The sequence below is a fragment of the Proteus cibi genome (assembly GCF_003144405.1).
Taxonomy (GTDB): domain Bacteria; phylum Pseudomonadota; class Gammaproteobacteria; order Enterobacterales; family Enterobacteriaceae; genus Proteus; species Proteus cibi.
The window spans coordinates 59,574-78,866 of the sequence record NZ_PENW01000026.1 but is presented as its reverse complement, the minus strand read 5'-3'; the positions used below and the strand labels follow the sequence as shown (position 1 = coordinate 78,866).

21 protein-coding genes are annotated in these 19,293 nt (G+C 39.8%); 16 read left to right on the top strand and 5 right to left on the bottom strand.

Annotation, left to right across the window (positions count from 1 at the left end; all coding sequences use genetic code 11):
- Positions 1 to 46: 46 nt before the first annotated feature.
- From DK865_RS14075 to DK865_RS14025, 11 genes are all read left to right on the top strand, one after another.
- Positions 47 to 829, top strand: coding sequence for an AraC family transcriptional regulator (locus tag DK865_RS14075; RefSeq protein WP_023581687.1), 783 nt, complete (start codon positions 47 to 49; stop codon positions 827 to 829).
- A gap of 149 nt (positions 830 to 978) precedes the next feature.
- Positions 979 to 2,121: a 4-phosphoerythronate dehydrogenase PdxB gene (pdxB, locus tag DK865_RS14070; RefSeq protein WP_109392207.1), complete on the top strand. Its 1,143-nt coding sequence runs from the start codon at positions 979 to 981 to the stop codon at positions 2,119 to 2,121.
- A 45-nt stretch (positions 2,122 to 2,166) separates the two neighbouring features.
- A complete protein-coding gene (locus tag DK865_RS14065; protein WP_109392206.1) occupies positions 2,167 to 3,177 on the top strand; it encodes an aspartate-semialdehyde dehydrogenase in 1,011 nt (336 codons plus the stop codon).
- Positions 3,177 to 4,061: a tRNA pseudouridine(38-40) synthase TruA gene (truA, locus tag DK865_RS14060; protein WP_228407792.1), complete on the top strand. Its 885-nt coding sequence runs from the start codon at positions 3,177 to 3,179 to the stop codon at positions 4,059 to 4,061. The genes DK865_RS14065 and truA overlap by 1 nt, the downstream gene beginning before the upstream one ends.
- Before the next feature lie 24 nt (positions 4,062 to 4,085).
- Positions 4,086 to 4,787, top strand: a complete 702-nt coding sequence (locus DK865_RS14055) for a DedA family protein (RefSeq protein WP_023581690.1) — start codon at positions 4,086 to 4,088, stop codon at positions 4,785 to 4,787.
- 169 nt (positions 4,788 to 4,956) lie between these two features.
- Positions 4,957 to 5,925, top strand: a complete 969-nt coding sequence (gene accD, locus DK865_RS14050) for an acetyl-CoA carboxylase, carboxyltransferase subunit beta (protein WP_036912602.1) — start codon at positions 4,957 to 4,959, stop codon at positions 5,923 to 5,925.
- A complete protein-coding gene (gene folC / locus DK865_RS14045; protein WP_109392205.1) occupies positions 5,918 to 7,216 on the top strand; it encodes a bifunctional tetrahydrofolate synthase/dihydrofolate synthase in 1,299 nt (432 codons plus the stop codon). The genes accD and folC overlap by 8 nt, the downstream gene beginning before the upstream one ends.
- A complete protein-coding gene (gene dedD, locus DK865_RS14040; protein ID WP_109392204.1) occupies positions 7,206 to 7,859 on the top strand; it encodes a cell division protein DedD in 654 nt (217 codons plus the stop codon). Before folC ends, dedD begins: the two co-directional genes overlap by 11 nt.
- A gap of 184 nt (positions 7,860 to 8,043) precedes the next feature.
- The gene (gene cvpA, locus DK865_RS14035; RefSeq protein ID WP_023581692.1) at positions 8,044 to 8,535 is read left to right on the top strand and encodes a colicin V production protein; all 492 of its coding nucleotides are present in this window, start codon (positions 8,044 to 8,046) and stop codon (positions 8,533 to 8,535) included.
- Positions 8,536 to 8,565: 30 nt separating this feature from the next.
- Positions 8,566 to 10,083 (top strand): amidophosphoribosyltransferase, encoded by a 1,518-nt coding sequence (gene purF, locus DK865_RS14030; RefSeq protein WP_023581693.1) that lies wholly within the window; start codon positions 8,566 to 8,568, stop codon positions 10,081 to 10,083.
- Positions 10,084 to 10,202: 119 nt separating this feature from the next.
- Entirely contained in the window at positions 10,203 to 10,784 is a 582-nt protein-coding gene (locus tag DK865_RS14025) for a UbiX family flavin prenyltransferase (RefSeq protein WP_023581694.1), read from the top strand.
- Between the two features lie 230 nt (positions 10,785 to 11,014).
- On the opposite strand, the gene DK865_RS14020 is transcribed toward DK865_RS14025, so the two are convergent.
- Positions 11,015 to 11,920 (bottom strand): TIGR01777 family oxidoreductase, encoded by a 906-nt coding sequence (locus tag DK865_RS14020; protein WP_109392203.1) that lies wholly within the window; start codon positions 11,918 to 11,920, stop codon positions 11,015 to 11,017.
- Between the two features lie 66 nt (positions 11,921 to 11,986).
- Positions 11,987 to 12,601 carry a glutathione binding-like protein gene (locus DK865_RS14015; protein ID WP_109392202.1) on the bottom strand — a complete coding sequence of 205 codons (615 nt, stop codon included), beginning with the start codon at positions 12,599 to 12,601 and terminating at the stop codon, positions 11,987 to 11,989.
- A 198-nt stretch (positions 12,602 to 12,799) separates the two neighbouring features.
- Here DK865_RS14015 and yfcD point away from each other — a divergent pair, with 198 nt between their 5' ends.
- Positions 12,800 to 13,342 (top strand): NUDIX hydrolase YfcD, encoded by a 543-nt coding sequence (yfcD, locus tag DK865_RS14010; protein ID WP_023581697.1) that lies wholly within the window; start codon positions 12,800 to 12,802, stop codon positions 13,340 to 13,342.
- On the opposite strand, the gene DK865_RS14005 is transcribed toward yfcD, so the two are convergent.
- The gene (locus tag DK865_RS14005) at positions 13,339 to 14,385 is read right to left on the bottom strand and encodes a LacI family DNA-binding transcriptional regulator (RefSeq protein WP_023581698.1); all 1,047 of its coding nucleotides are present in this window, start codon (positions 14,383 to 14,385) and stop codon (positions 13,339 to 13,341) included. The genes yfcD and DK865_RS14005 overlap by 4 nt on opposite strands.
- Before the next feature lie 227 nt (positions 14,386 to 14,612).
- On the opposite strand from DK865_RS14005, the gene DK865_RS14000 reads away from it, so the two are divergent.
- The 4 genes from DK865_RS14000 to alr all read left to right on the top strand — a co-directional run bounded on the left by DK865_RS14000 (position 14,613) and on the right by alr (position 18,067).
- The gene (locus DK865_RS14000) at positions 14,613 to 15,056 is read left to right on the top strand and encodes a PTS sugar transporter subunit IIA (protein WP_023581699.1); all 444 of its coding nucleotides are present in this window, start codon (positions 14,613 to 14,615) and stop codon (positions 15,054 to 15,056) included.
- 28 nt (positions 15,057 to 15,084) lie between these two features.
- Complete coding sequence (locus DK865_RS13995; RefSeq protein ID WP_023581700.1) at positions 15,085 to 15,372, top strand: PTS sugar transporter subunit IIB; 288 nt, start codon at positions 15,085 to 15,087, stop codon at positions 15,370 to 15,372.
- 10 nt (positions 15,373 to 15,382) lie between these two features.
- Positions 15,383 to 16,639: a PTS ascorbate transporter subunit IIC gene (locus tag DK865_RS13990; protein WP_099073795.1), complete on the top strand. Its 1,257-nt coding sequence runs from the start codon at positions 15,383 to 15,385 to the stop codon at positions 16,637 to 16,639.
- A 204-nt stretch (positions 16,640 to 16,843) separates the two neighbouring features.
- Complete coding sequence (alr, locus tag DK865_RS13985) at positions 16,844 to 18,067, top strand: alanine racemase (RefSeq protein ID WP_109392201.1); 1,224 nt, start codon at positions 16,844 to 16,846, stop codon at positions 18,065 to 18,067.
- Positions 18,068 to 18,139: 72 nt separating this feature from the next.
- Here alr and DK865_RS13980 read toward each other — a convergent pair whose 3' ends face one another.
- Positions 18,140 to 18,283, bottom strand: coding sequence for a Hok/Gef family protein (locus DK865_RS13980; RefSeq protein ID WP_109392200.1), 144 nt, complete (start codon positions 18,281 to 18,283; stop codon positions 18,140 to 18,142).
- Between the two features lie 636 nt (positions 18,284 to 18,919).
- Positions 18,920 to 19,063: a Hok/Gef family protein gene (locus DK865_RS13975; RefSeq protein ID WP_109392199.1), complete on the bottom strand. Its 144-nt coding sequence runs from the start codon at positions 19,061 to 19,063 to the stop codon at positions 18,920 to 18,922.
- Positions 19,064 to 19,293 lie beyond the last annotated feature (230 nt).

Sequence of the window (19,293 nt, the reverse complement as noted above, 5' to 3'; positions counted from 1 at the left end):
AACAGATAGACCAATAAAGACAATATGACAAGAGAACAACATAACGATGACAATTGAACAACAAAAAATGCAATGGTTATTGTCTGATCCAGATACAGTACGATTTCGTGATGAGCAACTATTGGCTGAAACAGAATTTGTATATCATCAACATGATTTTGGTCAGTTACTTTATGTGATTTCAGGTGTCATGGATTTAGAAGCCGGAGGACAGCGGTTTTTAGCGCCACCAGAATTTAGTGTATGGATACCCAAAAATACAGGGCATGCTAGTTACAATAAAAAAACACTCTCTTTTAAAGTGCTAGATATCGCGCCAAGTTGGTGTGAAGGATTATTAGATAAACCTTGTTTGATCCAATTAAGTGCTATTTTTTCAACCATCTTTTCAGACTTTTTTCATCGTGGCGTGTGTAAACCACAAACAGAAGAAGATTTTCGCTTAGCTCAAGTATTGATTGATCAACTTAAAGCTTCGCCAATACATCATACTTATTTACCGTCTTCTAAAGATAAATTACTTGCTCCTATACTTTCTGTATTAGAGCAGGACCCAGCGAATAATACCTCTTTAGAAGAATGGGCTAAAAAACGTTATACCTCAGAAAGAACACTCTCTCGTCGTTGCCAACAAGAATTAGGTATGTCATTTAGTGAATGGCGTAAGCGCCTACGCTTTTTACATGCAATTTCTTTATTAGAACAAGGGAAAAGCGTGAATGACATTGCATTTGATGTGGGATATAGCTCTTCATCTTCATTTATTGCAATGTTTCAACAATATGCTGGCACAACACCCGAACGTTTTCGTCGATTACCCAATTGTTAAGCTTTCTTTTCATTTATTTACTTAAAATCTAGTCGGATTTTACTGTCAATAATAGGCTTTGCGGTGAATAAGTGGCAAAATAGACCGCTTAATTTTATTTTTCGATTGATTGTTTACACACATAAATACCAAATCAGTGAGATAACACCGTGAAAATTCTGGTTGATGAAAATATGCCTTATGCGGAACAACTTTTCCGCCAATTAGGTGAGGTAAAAGCTGTTTCTGGTCGCCCATTACCTACTGATGAGCTTAATGATTCTGATGCCTTAATGGTGAGATCCATTACTAAAGTCAATGAATCCTTATTATCAGGCAAACCAGTAAAATTTGTTGGAACGGCGACTGCGGGTTTTGATCATGTCGACATAGCTTGGTTAGAACAGCAACAAATTGGTTTTTCATCAGCCCCAGGCTGTAATGCTATCGCGGTTGTTGAATATGTATTTTCTGCACTGATGATGCTAGCAGAGCAAGATAGCTTTCAATTAACCGATAAAGTTGTCGGTATTGTTGGTGTGGGAAATGTAGGGGGGCGATTAGCAACACGCCTTCGTGCATTGGGTGTCAATGTTTTACTTTGCGATCCACCAAGAGCGGATAATGGTGATGATGAAGAATTTCATCCATTGGAAACATTGTTAGAAAAAGCGGATATTATCACTTTCCATACACCTCTCAATAAATCAGGCTTATACAAAAGTTATCATTTAATTAATGAGAGCAACCTCGAAAAACTACCTGAAGGACGTATTTTAATTAATGCGAGCCGTGGCGAGGTTGTTGATAATCAAGCATTATTATCTGTACTTGAGAACGGTAAATCCTTACGCGTTGTATTGGATGTTTGGGAGCCTGAGCCAGATCTCTCTATTGAATTATTAAATAAAGTTGATATCGCGACGCCACATATAGCCGGTTATACCTTAGAAGGTAAGGCGCGTGGTACCACTCAAGTTTTTGAAGCTTATTGTGATTTTATTGGGCAGCCTCAACAAGTTGAATTATCAACGCTGTTGCCTGCACCTACTATTTCCACCATTTCAGTACAAGGTGAGTTAACACAAACACTTTTAAAACAACTTATTCATCTTGTTTATGATGTGCGCCGTGATGATGCTCCATTACGAAAAGTGGCAGGAATAAAAGGGGAGTTTGATAAATTACGCAAATTTTATCCTGTGCGTCGTGAATGGTCTTCACTGCACGTTATTTGTGACAATCAAAGCACGGTTGATACATTAAATGCAATTGGCTTTAGCGCTACATATAAAAGTGCAACACAAAAATAAAGCAAAATATTATTTTAAAAATTTTATGGTATTGGAGGATATCTTATGGGAGAAGGTTGGAATATTGCAGTTGTTGGTGCAACAGGCGCTGTTGGTGAAGCAATTTTAGAACTGCTGCAAGAACGTGAATTTCCCATTGGTGAATTAACTGCAGTCGCAAGTGAAGATAGCATTGGGAAATCAGTGCGTGTAAATAGCAAAAGTGTTGCGGTTCAAGGTATTCACAATATCGAGTGGGCTGATATTCAATTAGCTTTCTTTGCGGCACCGACAGAAATCAGTGCGCAATATGCACAACAAGCGGCTGATGCGGGCTGTATCGTGATTGATTGTAGTGGCATTTTTGCAATGGATTGGGATGTACCGTTGGTTGTTCCAGGCGTGAACAGTGCAATGCTAGCGGAATATCGTACTCGTAATATTGTTTCAATTGCTGATAGCATGGTGAGCCAATTATTACGTGCCATTAATCCATTAACAGAATCTGCGGGTTTAACGCGCCTTAGCGTGACAAATTTAATGTCGGTTTCTCGTTTTGGAAAACAAGCCGTAGATGAACTGGCAGGGCAAAGTGCACGTTTACTTAACGGTATTCCGCCGGAATTAGGTCGTTTTAATAAGCAGTTAGCATTTAACATTTTACCTTTAATGGTTGATGACGAAGGCTCTATACAAGAAGAGCGTCGCATGGTTGATCAAATTCGTAAAATTTTACAAGACGAAGGTTTACCAATCTCTGTTACTACACTGCAAGCGCCTGTTTTCTATGGTAATGCACAGTCAGTACAATTAGAAACTTCACGCCCAATGGGAAGTGATGAAGCGCGTGAAACATTACAAGAAAATGAAGATCTTAATATCAGTGATGAAAATGATTTTCCAACTCAAGTCACTGATGCATCTGGTAATGTGAGTTTAAATTTAGGCTGTTTCCGTAATGATTATGGTATGCCAGAAGCTTTACAATTTTGGTCAGTAGCAGATAACGTGCGCTTTGGTGGGGCATTAATGGCTGTTGAAGTCGCAGAGCAATTAATGCAGGAGCAGTTTTACTAATGAATGTGCAAGTGAGTGCTGAAGTGGCAGAGCAGCCCTTGACAGAGTCAGCGGTTACGCCTGAAAGCACAACAATCAAAATTGCTTTAGGCGTTGAATATGATGGTAGTCGCTATTATGGCTGGCAACGCCAAAATGAAGTGCGCAGTGTACAAGAACGGCTAGAAAAAGCGCTTTCACAGGTAGCTAATGAGCCTATATCTGTGTTTTGTGCGGGGAGAACTGACGCTGGTGTACATGCAACGGGGCAAGTTGTCCATTTTGAAACGACGGCGCACCGTAAAGATCCCGCATGGACAATGGGTGTTAATACTCATTTACCTGCGGATATCGCTGTTCGTTGGGTAAAAACCGTTTCTGATGATTTTCATGCTCGCTTTAGTGCAACAGCAAGACGTTATCGCTATGTGATTTTTAATCATCGCTATCGTCCCGCTATTTTGTCATCAGGCGTGACACATTTTCATTACCCTTTAGACGCTGAACGTATGCATCAAGCCGCGCAATGTCTACTGGGTGAAAATGATTTTACCTCTTTTAGAGCTGTCCAATGTCAATCACGAACGCCTTGGCGTAATGTTATGCATGTCAATGTTTCTCGATATGGTGACTATGTTGTTGTGGATATTAAAGCAAATGCATTTGTTCATCATATGGTGAGAAATATTGTTGGCAGCCTTTTAGAAATAGGGTGTGGCAATCAGGATATTACTTGGATGGCTGAATTATTAGCCTTAAAAGACAGAACTAAAGCTGCTGCCACAGCGAAAGCAAATGGATTGTATTTAGTTTCAGTAGATTATCCTGATCATTTTGAATTACCAAAACCTGCAATGGGCCCACTATTTTTAGCGGATAACCCTATTGAGATATCTCAATCATAAAGACACCCAGTTTTCTGAGGATTTATGGAAATATTAACGCAATTTGTTGATTTAATTAAATTTCTAATTGATTTTATTTTACATATTGATGCACATTTAGCAGAACTCGTCGCACAATATGGTACATGGGTTTATGCCATCTTGTTTCTTATTGTTTTTTGTGAAACAGGGCTAGTGGTAACGCCTTTCTTACCCGGAGACTCCTTATTATTCGTTGCTGGCGCTTTAGCTTCACTAGAAACCAATGATGTGAATGTTCATATTATTGTTTTACTGTTACTTTGTGCCGCTATTTTAGGGGATGCTGTTAACTATTCTATTGGGCGACTTTTTGGTGAAAAACTATTTAGTAAGCCTGATTCAAAGATTTTCCGTCGAGAATATCTAGATAAAACCCATGCTTTTTATGAAAAGCATGGTGGTAAAGCAATAATTTTGGCAAGATTCGTGCCGATTATCCGAACTTTTGCGCCATTCGTTGCAGGAATGGGTAAAATGTCATATCGTCACTTTGCCTTTTATAATGTTACTGGGGCAATTGCATGGGTACTGCTATTTACTTATGCAGGATACTTTTTTGGTGACTTAGATATAGTTCAAAAGAACTTAAAATTGCTAATTGTTGCCATTATTGTTATTTCTATTTTACCGGGCGTTATTGAGATCCTACGCCACCGCAGAGCGAGTGCAAAAGCAAAGAAAGAAAATGATAACAAAGAGGTTTGAGCAGTTGTCATCAGTTTTTGCCGTAGAATAGCCATAATAAAGAGATGCGCTGAAATTCAGTAAGCGGTATCATCATAAACTTTGCTAACCACACAGCCAGTGCATTGTGGTTGATACGCTAACAATAATTTTACTGGCGAAGGTCAGATTCAGACGAAAAGGTCCATTAATGAGCTGGATTGAAAAAATTCTAAACAAAAGCACTATCACAAGTTCACGTAAAGCCAATATCCCTGAAGGGGTTTGGACTAAATGTGACAGCTGTGGGCAGGTACTCTATCGCGCAGAATTAGAGCGTAATTTAGAGGTTTGCCCTAAATGTGATCACCATATGCGCATTTCAGCGCGCCGTCGCCTTGAGACTTTCCTTGATACAGGAAGTACAACCGAATTAGGTAGCGAATTAGAGCCTAAAGATATTCTGAAATTCCGTGACTCTAAAAAATACAAAGACAGAATTAGCGCTGCTCAAAAACAAACGCAAGAAAAAGACGCATTAATCGTGATGAAAGGAACGCTGAAAAAGATGCCAGTTGTTGCTGCATCTTTTGAATTCGCGTTTATGGGCGGTTCAATGGCTTCTGTTGTGGGTGCTCGTTTTGTTCGTGCGGTTGAGCAAGCTCTTGAAGATAACTGCCCATTAGTTTGCTTCTCTGCGAGTGGTGGCGCTCGTATGCAAGAAGCGCTGATGTCATTAATGCAAATGGCAAAAACCAGTGCAGCATTAGCAAAAATGCAAGAACGTGGTTTACCTTATATTTCAGTCATGACTGATCCGACAATGGGTGGCGTTTCTGCAAGTTTAGCAATGTTAGGTGATATCAACGTTGCTGAACCTAAAGCACTTATTGGTTTTGCCGGTCCTCGTGTTATTGAACAAACAGTACGTGAAAAACTGCCTGCTGGTTTCCAACGCAGTGAGTTCCTACTAGAAAAAGGGGCGATTGATATGATTATTCGTCGTCCTGAAATGCGTGATGAGCTGGCTGAATTACTGGCTAAGCTGACTCAGTATGATTTAGTCGAAGATGAAAATGAAGATGAAATCATCAGTGAAGAAATGATTGCTGATGAAGTGGGATCTACAGACAACGAGCCAGAAATTAACATCGAAACGAATAAAAAAGAAGATGTCTAATATCATAACTGCTCCTAAAGCCACATCGCCTTTGTCGGTGTGGCTTTCTTATCTTGAACATTTACACTCCAGCGCTATTGATATGGGGTTAGAGCGAGTAGGCAAGGTAGGAAAAATATTAAATGTGTTACGTCCTGCACCTAAGGTAATTACTGTCTCTGGTACAAATGGAAAAGGCACAACCTGTCATATGCTAGAGTCAATCTTGATGGCATCAGGATTGAACGTCGGTGTTTATAGCTCCCCTCATCTGGTTCGTTATACAGAACGTGTTCGTATTCAAGGCAAAGAACTCTCCGAAAGTGCTTTTTGTGAAGTGTTTGCAGAAATCGAACAAGCGAGAGGCGATATTTCGTTGACCTTTTTTGAATATGGCACTTTGGCTGCGCTAAAGTTATTTCAACAAGCACAACTTGATGTGGTTATTCTTGAAGTAGGATTAGGCGGTCGATTAGATGCGACGAATATTGTTGATGCGGATATTGCTGCTATCACCAGTATTGCCCTCGATCATACAGATTGGTTAGGTGCCGATAGAGAGCATATTGGTCACGAGAAAGCCGGTATTTTCCGAGCCAACCACTATGCTGTTGTGGGTGAGCCGGATATGCCTCATTCCATAGCCCAAGTTGCCAATGAAAAAAAAGCTAAACTTTTCCGTCGTGGAACGGATTGGTCTTTTGCTATTGAAGGTGAGCATTGGCATTGGCGTTGTGTTGACTGTGAATTTGATGCATTACCCATCCCTAATATTCCGTTAGCCAATGCGGCGACAGCAATGGGGGTTATTCGTTGCTTGCTCCAATCTGATGATAAAGTCAGCCAAGCAATAACACAGAAAAGTATTGTCGAAGGTATGTCTCGCGCACAATTACCTGGTCGTTTTCAGGTCATTTCTCAACACCCTTTGGTTATCTTTGATGTGGCTCATAATCCTCATGCGGCAGGATATTTAGCGGAAAAATTATCACAATTACCACAAAAATCTGATACTCAGGTACGTATTGTTGTTGGTATGCTGGGTGATAAAGATATTGCAGGAACATTAGCGTGCTTAACACCATTGGCTGATCATTGGTATGTCGCTCCACTTAATGAGTTTCGTGGTGCTTCTGCTGATGTGTTAGCTCAGCATCTTGAGAAACCCATGGTATTCGATAGTGTTGAACATGCATGGCAACAAGCAATGTCTGATGCAGCTCCTAACGATATTGTTGTGGTTTGTGGCTCATTTCATACTGTCGCACATGTGATGGAACTTTTGGAAAAGGAGAGTGTGGGTGGCGAGTAAATTTCAAAATCGCTTAGTCGGTGCCGTTGTATTGGTGGCAGTGGGGGTTATTTTTTTACCTGCACTGCTTGACGGCGATAAGAAATATAACGAAGACCAGTTCGCCTCTATTCCTTTAGTACCCAAACCAGGTGATGAGCAAGAAATAGAATCTATCGCTCCGATAGAACAAACGGCGGTGCCTTCGACTCCATCAGAAGGCGCATCTGAAGGTATGATTTCTGAAGCCGTGACAGGCGTTGAGCAACCTGCTGTGACAACACCAGAAGCACCCGCTGTTGTACCTGTTACACCATCGGTACAACCACCACAACAGCCAACACCTACACCAGAGCCTCCTGCTGTAGTTACACCACCAACACAACCACCAGCACCACCCGTGCAAGAAACTAAGCCACCTAAAGGGGAGGCGTGGGTTGTTCAATTAGGTGCGTTGAAAAATGCTGCGAAGGTAGAAGAAATTATTGCGAAAATGCATTTCTCTGGTTATCCGGTATATACCATACCGGCACGCCCAGTGGCAGGGCAAGTGACTCGAATTTACATTGGCCCGAGTGCCTCTAAGTCAGAATTACAGGCTATTTTGCCTCATTTAAAAGAGCTTACGGGCTTACAAGGTGAGGTAAGGGCATATAAGCCTTAATTTTTCTAAACGAGTCATCAGATGAGTGATGTAACAAAGCGTTAACTTATTGCGGCGATTATGATTTTTCATATCGCCGTAAATTATTTTGAAATTAGCGAAAATTAGCATTACGCAAACGTTTTCGTTTTCTGTTAGAATGCTTCCGTATTAATGCGGAGCATCATTATTGGATAAAGAATTTATGGTCTGGATAGATTACGCCATCATTGCCATTATTGGTTTTTCCGCATTAGTCAGCCTGATCCGTGGCTTTGTTCGTGAAGCATTGTCACTCATCACCTGGGGTTGTGGTTTCTTTGTTGCTAGTCAGTTTTATCCTTATCTTGCCGTCTATTTTACCCGGTTTGAAGATGAGCTGGTTCGTAACGGGATTGCAATAGTCACGTTATTTATTGCGACACTGATTGTCGGTGCTGTTGTGAATTATGTGATTAGCTCTCTTGTTCAACGCACAGGGTTATCAGGTACAGATCGTGTATTGGGGGTCTGTTTCGGGGCTTTAAGAGGCGTGCTGATAGTCTCAGCATTACTGTTTGTTTTAGGCGCGTTTACGCCTATGGCAGATAGCGCTGATTGGCAACGTTCTGAGCTTATTCCTCAATTCAACCATATTATTAGGTGGTTCTTTGACTACCTGCAAAATGCGTCAAGTTTCGTGTCGGAGAGAATATAACCTCTCCGTCTGGCTGATGAGGATCTATTCATGTGCGGTATTGTCGGTATCGCTGGAGCTAATCCAGTAAACCAATCAATTTATGATGCGTTAACGGTGTTACAACACCGAGGTCAAGATGCAGCAGGCATTGCAACGATAGACGGTAACAACGGTTTCCGTCTTCGCAAAGCGAACGGACTGGTTAAAGATGTGTTCGAAACTCGTCATATGTTGCGTTTAAAAGGTACTATCGGGATAGGGCATGTCCGTTATCCAACAGCGGGTAGTTCTAGTGCATCAGAAGCACAGCCTTTTTATGTGAATTCACCTTTTGGTATTACGTTAGCGCACAATGGTAATTTAACTAATGCGCATTTATTACGTCGCCAATTATTTGAAACAGCCCGTCGCCATATCAATACCACCTCTGATTCTGAAATCCTGCTCAATGTATTGGCATATGAATTAGACCGTTTTGACCATTTTCCACTTGAGCCTGATAATATTTTTGCCGCCGTTGCGGCAATGCATAAAAAGCTCCGTGGTGCTTATGCTTGTGTTGCGTTAATCATTGGTCATGGTTTGCTGGCTTTCCGTGATCCCTTTGGTATTCGTCCTTTAGTATTAGGTAAACGTACCTTAGAAGATGGGCGCCATGAATATATGGTCGCATCTGAAAGTGTCGCGCTCGATACTTTAGGTTTTGAATTCTTACGTGATGTTGCACCGGGTGAAGCAATTTATATCACAGAGCAAGGGCAACTCTTTACTCGCCAATGCGCCGAAAATCCGCAGTTAATGCCTTGTTTATTTGAGTATGTTTACTTTGCTCGCCCTGATTCCTTTATTGATAAGATTTCGGTTTATAATGCGCGTTTACGGATGGGGCAGAAATTAGGCGCTAAAATTGCCAAAGAATGGGATGATTTACATATTGATGTTGTGATCCCCATCCCTGAAACTTCTTGTGATATTGCCTTAGAAATTGCACATATTCTCAACAAACCTTATCGCCAAGGTTTTGTCAAAAATCGCTATGTTGGTCGTACTTTTATTATGCCTGGTCAGCAAGAGCGCCGTAAGTCAGTAAGACGTAAGCTGAATGCAAATCGTGCAGAGTTTCGTGATAAAAATGTTCTGTTGATTGATGACTCTATTGTGCGTGGTACAACATCAGAGCAAATAGTCGAACTAGCAAGAGAAGCAGGGGCAAAGAAAGTCTATTTTGCTTCAGCTGCGCCAGAAGTTCGCTTCCCGAATGTGTACGGTATTGATATGCCAAATGCTAATGAGCTTATTGCTCATGGACGTGAAGTGGATGAAATTCGTAAATTAATTGGCGCTGATGGACTTATTTTCCAAGATCTCACTGATTTAATCGCGGCAGTGCAAGAAGAGAATCCTGATATTAATCAGTTTGAATGTTCTGTATTTGACGGTGTTTATATTACGAAAGATATAGACCAAGATTATTTGGATTATTTAGAAAATCTACGTCGTGATGATGAACATAAAATTCGTGATCAGAATGAAATAGAAAATTTGGAAATCTATAACGAAGGCTAATTTTTCGGTAAGATATCTCCCTTATAAAGCGTCGATGCCAGTGTGTTCTGCATCGACGCTTGTTTTTTGAGGGTTAATCATCATAATGATTAACAAAGATATATATTCTGAGGATTATAATGAAAAAGCTGATAGTTGGGCTAACCGGCGCCAGTGGTGCAATTTACGGTATACGTTTATTAGAGATACTAAAATCTGTGCCGTCAGTTGAAACCCATTTAGTGATTAGCCAAGCTGCACGCCGTACTATTTCATTAGAAACCGATTATTCGCTAAAAGATATTCATGCTTTAGCGGATGTGATTTATGACGATCGCGATATTGGCGCATCTATCTCTTCAGGCTCATTTCGTGTCAACGGAATGGTCATATTACCTTGTTCTATCAAAAGCTTATCAGGTATTGTTCATAGTTATACTGATACGTTAGTCACTCGTGCAGCGGATGTCGTACTTAAAGAAGGGCGTAAACTGGTATTGTGTGTGCGCGAAACGCCACTGCATTTAGGTCATTTGCGATTAATGACGCAAGCTTCTGAGTTAGGCGCCGTAATTATGCCCCCAGTACCTGCATTCTATTTTCAGCCTAAAACAATTGATGATATTGTTAATCAAACTGTGAATCGTGTACTTGATCAGTTTGATATTGATTTACCTGATGATTTATTTCAACGGTGGGAAGGGGATAAGCCTGTTCGCTAAAGATACTCGTCATACTTTAAGTTGCAGCGTTACTCGTCATACTTCAAGGTGCAGCGTTGTTGACTGCGTTTATTCGCACTAGTCACATACTATTGTATGCTCCTAGCGACTCATTCACTTGTCGCCTAGCTGCATCTTGAATTATTTAGAGTATTTACTCATCGTACTTTAAGGTGCAGCGTTGTTGACTGCGTTTATTCGGTAGAATACCTATTTCGAATTAAAAGAGATTATTTTCCTGTGGTAATAATATCTTTTAATGCCTCTTCTAAATGTGGGTAACGAAATTCAAAGCCCGCATTGAGTAATTTTTCAGGTATAGCTTGTTGCCCACCTAACACTAATGTTGCGCTTTCACCCATCACTAGACGTAATACACTTTCGGGAACCGTCATTAAGGCTGGGCGATTGAACGCTTTTCCTAATAGGCGAGTAAACTCTTTATTTTGTACGGGGTTAGGCGCTGTTAAGTTAAAAGCGCCTTCCGCATTTGGGGTCTTAAGTAAGAAAACAATTGCTCTGACCATATCATCAATATGTACCCATGGCATATATTGTTTACCACTGCCCAATTTGCCACCTAATCCTAACTTAAAAGGTTTACTCATTTTAGGCAGTGCACCACCGAGAGTGGAAAGGACAATCCCTGTACGCAACAAGCAAACTCGAGTTAATGGTGTTTGAGCCTCAAGGGCGATGCGTTCCCATTTAGCACAGAGCTCATGTGTAAATTCAGGATTTGCGGGTGTCTCTTCGGTCACTTTTTTATCGCCTTGATCACCATAGAAACCTACCGCGGAGCCGGAAATAAAAATAGCAGGAGGCGAATCGCTAGCTTTAATCAAATCAACCAATTTCTGGGTTAAATGACAGCGACTATTCACCAACTTTTGCTTTTGAGAGGGCGTCCAACGGTTATCAGCAATAGGCTCTCCAGCAAGATTAATAACGGCATCAAACTCATTAAGATTTTGTTTATCGTTAAGTTGAGTCCAACAGGTGATTTCATTACAAAAATGCGAGTAAACTTTTTGAGGTGAACGGGAAAGCACCGTAATATCATTATTGGCGAGTGCGAGTTCACAAACTAATGCTTTACCAATTAATCCTGTACCACCAGTGATAAGTATTTTCATCACAATCCTCCTGATCTGCTTGCTTGATAAAGAATAAATATCATCCTGATATATAAAGTGTTTCTATTAACCAAAGAGTTTTTTTGTTGCTGGGCGCTGGTTAATGTTGTTTAGCCATTTATCAATTGCTGGATAATTTGCTAAATCAATATTGTGGTGATCATGCAGACGAGCCCATGTATATGTTGCGATATCCGCAATGCTGTACTCTTTGCCACCAAGATAAGGTGATTGCGCTAATCTCTTTTCTAACACACTATATAGACGTTGTGTTTCTTCAGTATAACGCTTAATGGCGTAAGGGACTTTTTCTGTAGCATAACGGGTAAAGTGATGATTTTGCCCCAACATTGGACCAAATCCCCCCACTTGCCAAAATAGCCATTGTAGTTGTGTTGTCTTTTCTCGTAAATTTTGACTGAGCAATTTGCCACTTTTTTCCGCTAGATAGATAAGAATAGCACCTGATTCAAAAATAGAGAGAGGTTCGCCTCCATCAATAGGAGAGTTATCTACAATAGCGGGAATTTTATTATTGGGTGAAATGGCTAAAAATTCAGGTTTAAATTGATCGCCTTTACTAATATCGATGCGATGTAATTGATAAGGTATGCCTGCTTCTTCAAGAAAAAGCGTTATTTTTTGGCCATTTGGGGTATCTGCATAATATAAGTCAATCATTAAAAGCTCCAAAATAAAGTAGGCACTAAATAAACAATATAATCACAGTCTGCCTTTTAACATCATAAAAAGCAAAAAAGTGCAAGATGGATAAAACAAGTTACGTATGATTATTGTAGTGGTGAAAAATAGTGATTTTGGTATATTCAGGATAAAAATTACGATCGTTTAGTATCGGTTAAAAAAGGTTTGTTGAGGATGGAACAAGAAAAGACGGCATTGGTTGAATGGGTTGATATTGTTGATGATAAAAATGAAGTCGTTGCACAAGCAACACGTCAACAAATGCGAGCTGAAAATCTAAGACATAGAGCAACTTATATTGTTGTTCATGATGGAATGGGGAAAATCCTAGCGCAACGTCGAACTGAAATAAAAGATTTTTATCCGGGTTGGTTGGATGCAACTGCGGGTGGGGTAGTTCAACAAGGTGAGAATTTACTTGAAAGTGCGCGTCGTGAAGCAGAAGAAGAGTTAGGGATTGCGGGAGTCCCTTTTGCTGAGCATGGTCAATTTTATTATGATGATGAAAGTTGCCGTGTATGGGGAAGCTTGTTTAGCTGTGTTTCTCATGGACCGTTTGCATTGCAAGCAGAAGAAATTGAGGAAGTCTGTTGGTTAACTCCCTCTGAAATTACTGAGCGCTGTGATGAATTCACGCCTGATTCATTAAAAGCCCTTTCTCTTTGGTTAACGCGTAATAACAGTACACGTCTAGAAAATAGAGAAACCATAGACTAAGGGGTGCTGTTCCCTAATTCAAATTGATAAGCATAGTTGATAACGGTATCTTCGAATATAGCGTTATCATCTTCGTCTCTTAAACGTTGTAAAAGTGCTATCAGATGTTTTCCTGCCTCTTTTCCCATTTTGTGATAATCAAAGCGAATTGATGTAAGAGAAGGGGATATCTGATCGCTATTTTCAGAACCTTCTAAACAAGCGATCGCCAGATCTTGCGGGATCTTAATTAATCGACGTTGACATTCAAAAATCATACCTAGCGCAATACTCTCATGGCTACAAATAACTGCATCTAATTCGGGTTGGCGCAATAAGATCTCTGTTAATGCTTGCCGACCGTATGCCATCGATGCGGGATCAGGTGTAGTGACACTTTGCTCAGCATTTAAATAATTTTTGAGTAACGCTCGCGACCAACCCGTTATTTGCTGGTGGTGCAGGCGTTGTCCTTGTAACGCACCAATATAACCAATACAACGCTTCCCTAAGGTGACTAAATGATTTGTTAAATCATATGCAGCTTGCTCATAAGAACAATCAATACTAATAGCCGCTTGTTCATCTGATTGGCTGGCAACACTGACAACAGGTACATTGGCATTACTGATATGTAAAAAATGAGTCGGGCTAAGTTGTGAACCAAAGGCGACTAATGCAGCAGGATTACTTTGCAATAGCATATTAATCACATCACTGGCTTTATGAGGTTGATGCTCATAACAACCCACTAAAATTTGATACTGATGGCGATTGAGTATTTGTTGTAAAGACTGCATAAAATCGGCACTGGCTCTATCTGTAAAAGAGGGTAACAGTACAGCAATAATATGACTTTGTGCTGACGCTAAAGCACCTGCTGAGGCATTAGGAATATAGCCAAGTTCCTCTACAGCTTGATTAACTTTTTCTCGTAATTTATCAGAAACTAATTCAGGGGTTCGCAATGCACGAGAGACAGTCATTGATCCGACTCCTGCATGTTTAGCGACATCTTGTAATGTGACGCGACCTGTATTTCGGCGCTTACGTGTTTTGATCATTTGTGATTATGCTTGCGTAGCCTATGTTATTAACCGCAGATCCTACCTGAAATCTTCCTATTATGCTGAAACAATACAGTGTCAATTGTTGGCATTTTCTGCAATTAACATTTCATTAAAATGATAGCGCTATCACAATTACGAATGATCTATCTAGATAGCGCTACCATTAATGATTACTATCCTTAATAACGAAGCTCAAAGAGAGTCTTATTGAGGTTATAAATATGCTTAAAACGTTATTAACGCCCGATGTGGTGCAAGTAGTTCCAAACGTTAGCGATTGGCGAGAAGCCGTTAAAGTGGCGTGTCAGCCATTAATTGATAAAGGTTGTATTGAGCCTCGTTATATCGATGCAATTTACAAATCACACGAGAAAATAGGGCCATATTATGTATTAGGTCCTGGGATTGCGATGCCTCATGCGCGCCCTGAAGATGGAGTTAATCAACTTTCACTTGCTTTAACCATTGTTGAGCAGGGTGTTGAATTTGGTGCAGATGAAAACGATCCTGTGAAATTACTGATTGTTTTAGCTGCAACAGATAACGATAGCCATATTAATGCCATTATGAAATTAGCCGAACTTTTTGATAACGATACAGATATTGAAAAGCTATTTAATGCAAAAAGCAAAGCGGATGTATTAGACGTTATCAACAATTATTAATGACAATTAAATTACCAAGGGGAATATCATGAAAATTACTGTTGTGTGTGGAAATGGTTTAGGTAGTAGCTTAATGATGGAAATGAGCATCAAAAGCATTTTAAACGATCTTTCTGTAAATGCTGAAGTCGATCATGTTGATCTGGGTTCAGCAAAAGGCACACCAAGTGATATCTATGTAGGTACGCGTGATATTGCAGAACAACTTAATTCACAAGCAGTCAATGGAAAGGTTGTTTCACTGGATAACATGATTGATAAAGTGGCGATGAAAGAGAAGCTTTCAGTCGCGTTACGTGAATTAGGCGCGTTATAAGGAGCCTATCATGGACTTTTTCCGCTTTCTAATGAGTGATGTGCTTTCAGAGCCCGCTATTTTAGTCGGTTTGATAGCATTGATTGGTTTAATTGCCCAAAAAAAACCAGTGACAGAATGTATTAAAGGCACCGTAAAAACCATTATGGGTTTTGTGATTTTAGGTGCTGGTGCAGGTCTTGTTATTAATTCATTGGGTGATTTCTCAACGATTTTCCAACATGCATTTGGTATTCAAGGCGTTGTGCCTAATAATGAGGCGATTGTCTCTATTGCACAAAAAAGCTTTGGTAAAGAAATGGCATTAATTATGTTTTTTGCCATGTTGATTAATATCTTAATTGCACGCTTAACGCCGTGGAAATTTATTTTCTTAACAGGTCACCATACATTATTTATGTCGATGATGGTGGCGGTTATTTTGGCAACCGCGGGTTTAGAAGGCACCGTATTAGTTGCGGTAGGTTCATTAGTTGTTGGGATTTCAATGGTGTTTTTCCCTGCCATTGCACATCCTTATATGAAAAAAATTACTGGCTCTGATGATGTGGCATTAGGGCATTTCTCGACTATCTCTTATGTTGTTGCCGGTTTTATTGGTAGTAAATTTGGTAATAAAGAGCATTCAACAGAAGAGATGAATGTACCTAAAAGCTTACTCTTTTTACGTGATACACCCGTTGCTATTGCTTTCACTATGGGCATTATTTTTATCATTACCTGTTTATTTGCGGGCGATGCCTTTGTTCGTGAAGTCAGTGGCGGTAAAAACTGGTTTATGTTCTCATTGATGCAATCTATAACCTTTGCAGCAGGGGTTTATATTATTCTGCAAGGTGTGCGTATGGTGATTGCTGAAATTGTTCCTGCATTTAAAGGTATTTCTGATAAGTTAGTCCCTAATGCCAAACCCGCTTTAGACTGCCCAGTCGTATTTCCTTATGCACCTAATGCAGTATTAGTGGGTTTTTTGAGTAGCTTTGCTGCCGGTGTTATCGGCATGTTCATCCTTTATGCCTTAGATTGGACGGTGATCATTCCAGGTGTTGTTCCTCACTTCTTTGTAGGTGCAACAGCAGGGGTATTTGGTAATGCGACTGGTGGACGCCGTGGCGCTATTTTAGGCGCATTCGTTCAAGGTTTATTAATTACCTTCTTACCTGTATTCCTGTTACCCGTACTTGGTGATATCGGTATTGCTAACACCACATTTAGTGATGCAGATTTCGGTGTTATCGGGATCTTGTTAGGTATTATCGTTCGCTGATTATTTTAATAATTAAGATATATAAACGCCTCATTGAAATTAATTCATTGGGGCGTTTTTTTTACAAAATTTTCATATGAATTTATATGTTTATTTCATGAATAAAAATGCTATTATCCTGAGTGAATATTCACTGTGTGTATATTTTCGTACCTAATTAATTATAAAAATAGGTTTACATCACAATCACTAAGGAAAAATAAGATGTCTTTTGGTATTCGATATCTTGCGTTGTTACCACTTTTTGTTATCACTGCTTGCCAACAACCGGTGAGCCATAATCCACCCGTGACTGAAACGGCTCTGGTTCAACCTGCAATTGTTCATAACTCATGGATTGAAATTTCACGTAGTGCGCTTGAGTTTAATGTGAAGAAAGTTCAATCGCTGTTAGGCGATAAATCTTCTCTTTGTGCGGTATTAAAAGGGGATGCGTATGGTCACGATTTATCACTCGTTGCACCGGTAATGATTGAAAATAATGTGCAATGCATTGGTGTAACAAATAACCAAGAACTAAAAGAAGTTCGTGATCTAGGATTCCAAGGACGTTTAATGCGTGTACGTAATGCCACAGAGCAAGAAATGGCTCAGGCGACAAGTTACAACGTGGAAGAATTGATTGGTAACTTAGATATGGCTAAAAAATTAGATGCTATTGCTAAACAACAAAATAGAGTGATCCCTATTCATTTAGCGTTAAATTCAGGTGGAATGTCGCGTAATGGGTTAGAAGTAAATAACAAAACTGGGCTTGAAGAAGCAAAGCAAATTGCCCAATTAGCTAACTTAAAAGTGGTTGGCATAATGTCTCATTACCCTGAAGAAGATGCTGATAAAGTAAGAGAAGACCTAGCTCGTTTTAAACAGCAATCACAAAAAGTATTGGAAGTTACAGGGTTAAATCGTAAAGATGTCACTCTGCATATGGCAAATACGTTTGCCACAATTACCGTACCTGAATCATGGTTAGATATGGTGCGCGTAGGCGGTATTTTCTATGGTGATACGATTGCAAGTACAGACTACAAACGTGTGATGACGTTTAAATCAAATATCGCATCAATCAATTATTACCCTAAAGGCAATACAGTGGGTTATGACCGTACTTACACACTAAAACGTGACTCTGTATTAGCCAATATTCCCGTTGGTTATGCTGATGGTTATCGTCGAGTATTCAGTAATGCAGGACATGCATTAATTGGTGGTCAACGTGTACCTGTGTTAGGTAAAACGTCGATGAATACGGTGATTGTTGATATTACAGATCTTAAAAATATCAAATCAGGGGATGAAGTAGTGTTCTTTGGTAAGCAAGGTAATAGCGAAATCACTGCTGAAGAGGTTGAAGATATTAGTGGTGCACTATTTACTGAAATGTCGATTTTATGGGGCGCAACTAATCAACGTGTGCTAGTTGATTAAAGTAGGGGGCTTGTAATCACAAAACGCAAAAACGTGTTATGAGAAATTGTGGGGGAAAGCTCCCCCACAAAGCTATTTATCGCAAGATAAAGTCGCTTGAACTACTGTATGACCACTACGAATATTGAAAGAGCATAATCTTTCATGCCTAAGTAGTGATAAACACAGTGCTGTCATGTAGACAGCAATCAGCCCTATCAGGGCAAATTTAGTCATTTCTCTTGACTCTCCTTTTTAAAGGAGACAGAATCAAGTTGTTGAGGTCTTGAGACTGCCTCGAATTTTAATAAAATAGAATTCGGGGCTTTCGTCTTTTTGGCGCTCGCAAATGCTTGAACCAAAATGATCCAAGCACCCACCTGCATACTAACAGAAATCGACCTCATTCCGATCTTTTTTTGAATAAAAATAGTCTAAATAAATAAGTAAAATCAATGTGTTATTTGTTTTCATATGAGGTGTTTATGGGTGGGGTTTCTCTTGACTCTCCTTTTTAAAGGAGACAGAATCGACGTTGTTGGGCGTTGAGACTGCCTCGAATTTTAATAAAATAGAATTCGGGGCTTTCGTCTTTTTGGCGCTCGCAAATGCTTGAACCAAAATGATCCAAGCACCCACCTGCATACTAACAGAAACCCACCTCATTCCTATCTTTTTCTGAATAAAAATAGTGTAAATATATTAGTTAAATCAATATGTTAGTTGTTTTTATCATTGTAAAAATAAGAGTAAAAGAGAGGGGGGAAGTGGGGTACTCATCTGTGTATTGTCAGTCATTAAAGTAGGGTGCTTGTAACCACAAAACGCAACAACGTGTCATGAGAAATTGTGGGGGAAAGTTCCCCCACAAAGCTATTTATCGCAAGATAAAGTCGCTTGAACTACTGTATGACCACTACGAATATTGAAAGAGCATAATCTTTCATGTCTAAGTAATGATAAACACAGTGCTGTCACGCAGACAGCAATCAGCCCTATCAGGGCAAATTTAGTCATTTCTCTTGACTCTCCTTTTTAAAGGAGACAGAATCAAATTGTCGGTGTTGAGACTGCCTCGGATTTTAGTAAATTAAAATTCGGGGCTTTCGTCTTTTTGGCGCTCGCAAATGCTTGAACCAAAATGATCCAAGCACCCACCTGCATACTAACAGAAACCCACCTCATTCCTATCTTTTTTTGAATAAAAATAGTCTAAATAAATAAGTAAAATCAATGTGTTATTTGTT

Coding starts and splice junctions, on each gene's coding strand:
- DK865_RS14075 (WP_023581687.1), top strand. CDS start 47: ATGACAATTGAACAACAAAAAATGCAATGGTTATTGTCTGATCCAGAT.
- DK865_RS14065 (WP_109392206.1), top strand. CDS start 2,167: ATGGGAGAAGGTTGGAATATTGCAGTTGTTGGTGCAACAGGCGCTGTT.
- truA (WP_228407792.1), top strand. CDS start 3,177: ATGAATGTGCAAGTGAGTGCTGAAGTGGCAGAGCAGCCCTTGACAGAG.
- DK865_RS14055 (WP_023581690.1), top strand. CDS start 4,086: ATGGAAATATTAACGCAATTTGTTGATTTAATTAAATTTCTAATTGAT.
- accD (WP_036912602.1), top strand. CDS start 4,957: ATGAGCTGGATTGAAAAAATTCTAAACAAAAGCACTATCACAAGTTCA.
- folC (WP_109392205.1), top strand. CDS start 5,918: ATGTCTAATATCATAACTGCTCCTAAAGCCACATCGCCTTTGTCGGTG.
- cvpA (WP_023581692.1), top strand. CDS start 8,044: ATGGTCTGGATAGATTACGCCATCATTGCCATTATTGGTTTTTCCGCA.
- purF (WP_023581693.1), top strand. CDS start 8,566: ATGTGCGGTATTGTCGGTATCGCTGGAGCTAATCCAGTAAACCAATCA.
- DK865_RS14025 (WP_023581694.1), top strand. CDS start 10,203: ATGAAAAAGCTGATAGTTGGGCTAACCGGCGCCAGTGGTGCAATTTAC.
- DK865_RS14020 (WP_109392203.1), bottom strand. CDS start 11,920: ATGAAAATACTTATCACTGGTGGTACAGGATTAATTGGTAAAGCATTA.
- DK865_RS14015 (WP_109392202.1), bottom strand. CDS start 12,601: ATGATTGACTTATATTATGCAGATACCCCAAATGGCCAAAAAATAACG.
- yfcD (WP_023581697.1), top strand. CDS start 12,800: ATGGAACAAGAAAAGACGGCATTGGTTGAATGGGTTGATATTGTTGAT.
- DK865_RS14005 (WP_023581698.1), bottom strand. CDS start 14,385: ATGATCAAAACACGTAAGCGCCGAAATACAGGTCGCGTCACATTACAA.
- DK865_RS14000 (WP_023581699.1), top strand. CDS start 14,613: ATGCTTAAAACGTTATTAACGCCCGATGTGGTGCAAGTAGTTCCAAAC.
- DK865_RS13995 (WP_023581700.1), top strand. CDS start 15,085: ATGAAAATTACTGTTGTGTGTGGAAATGGTTTAGGTAGTAGCTTAATG.
- DK865_RS13990 (WP_099073795.1), top strand. CDS start 15,383: ATGGACTTTTTCCGCTTTCTAATGAGTGATGTGCTTTCAGAGCCCGCT.
- alr (WP_109392201.1), top strand. CDS start 16,844: ATGTCTTTTGGTATTCGATATCTTGCGTTGTTACCACTTTTTGTTATC.
- DK865_RS13980 (WP_109392200.1), bottom strand. CDS start 18,283: ATGACTAAATTTGCCCTGATAGGGCTGATTGCTGTCTACATGACAGCA.
- DK865_RS13975 (WP_109392199.1), bottom strand. CDS start 19,063: ATGACTAAATTTGCCCTGATAGGGCTGATTGCTGTCTGCGTGACAGCA.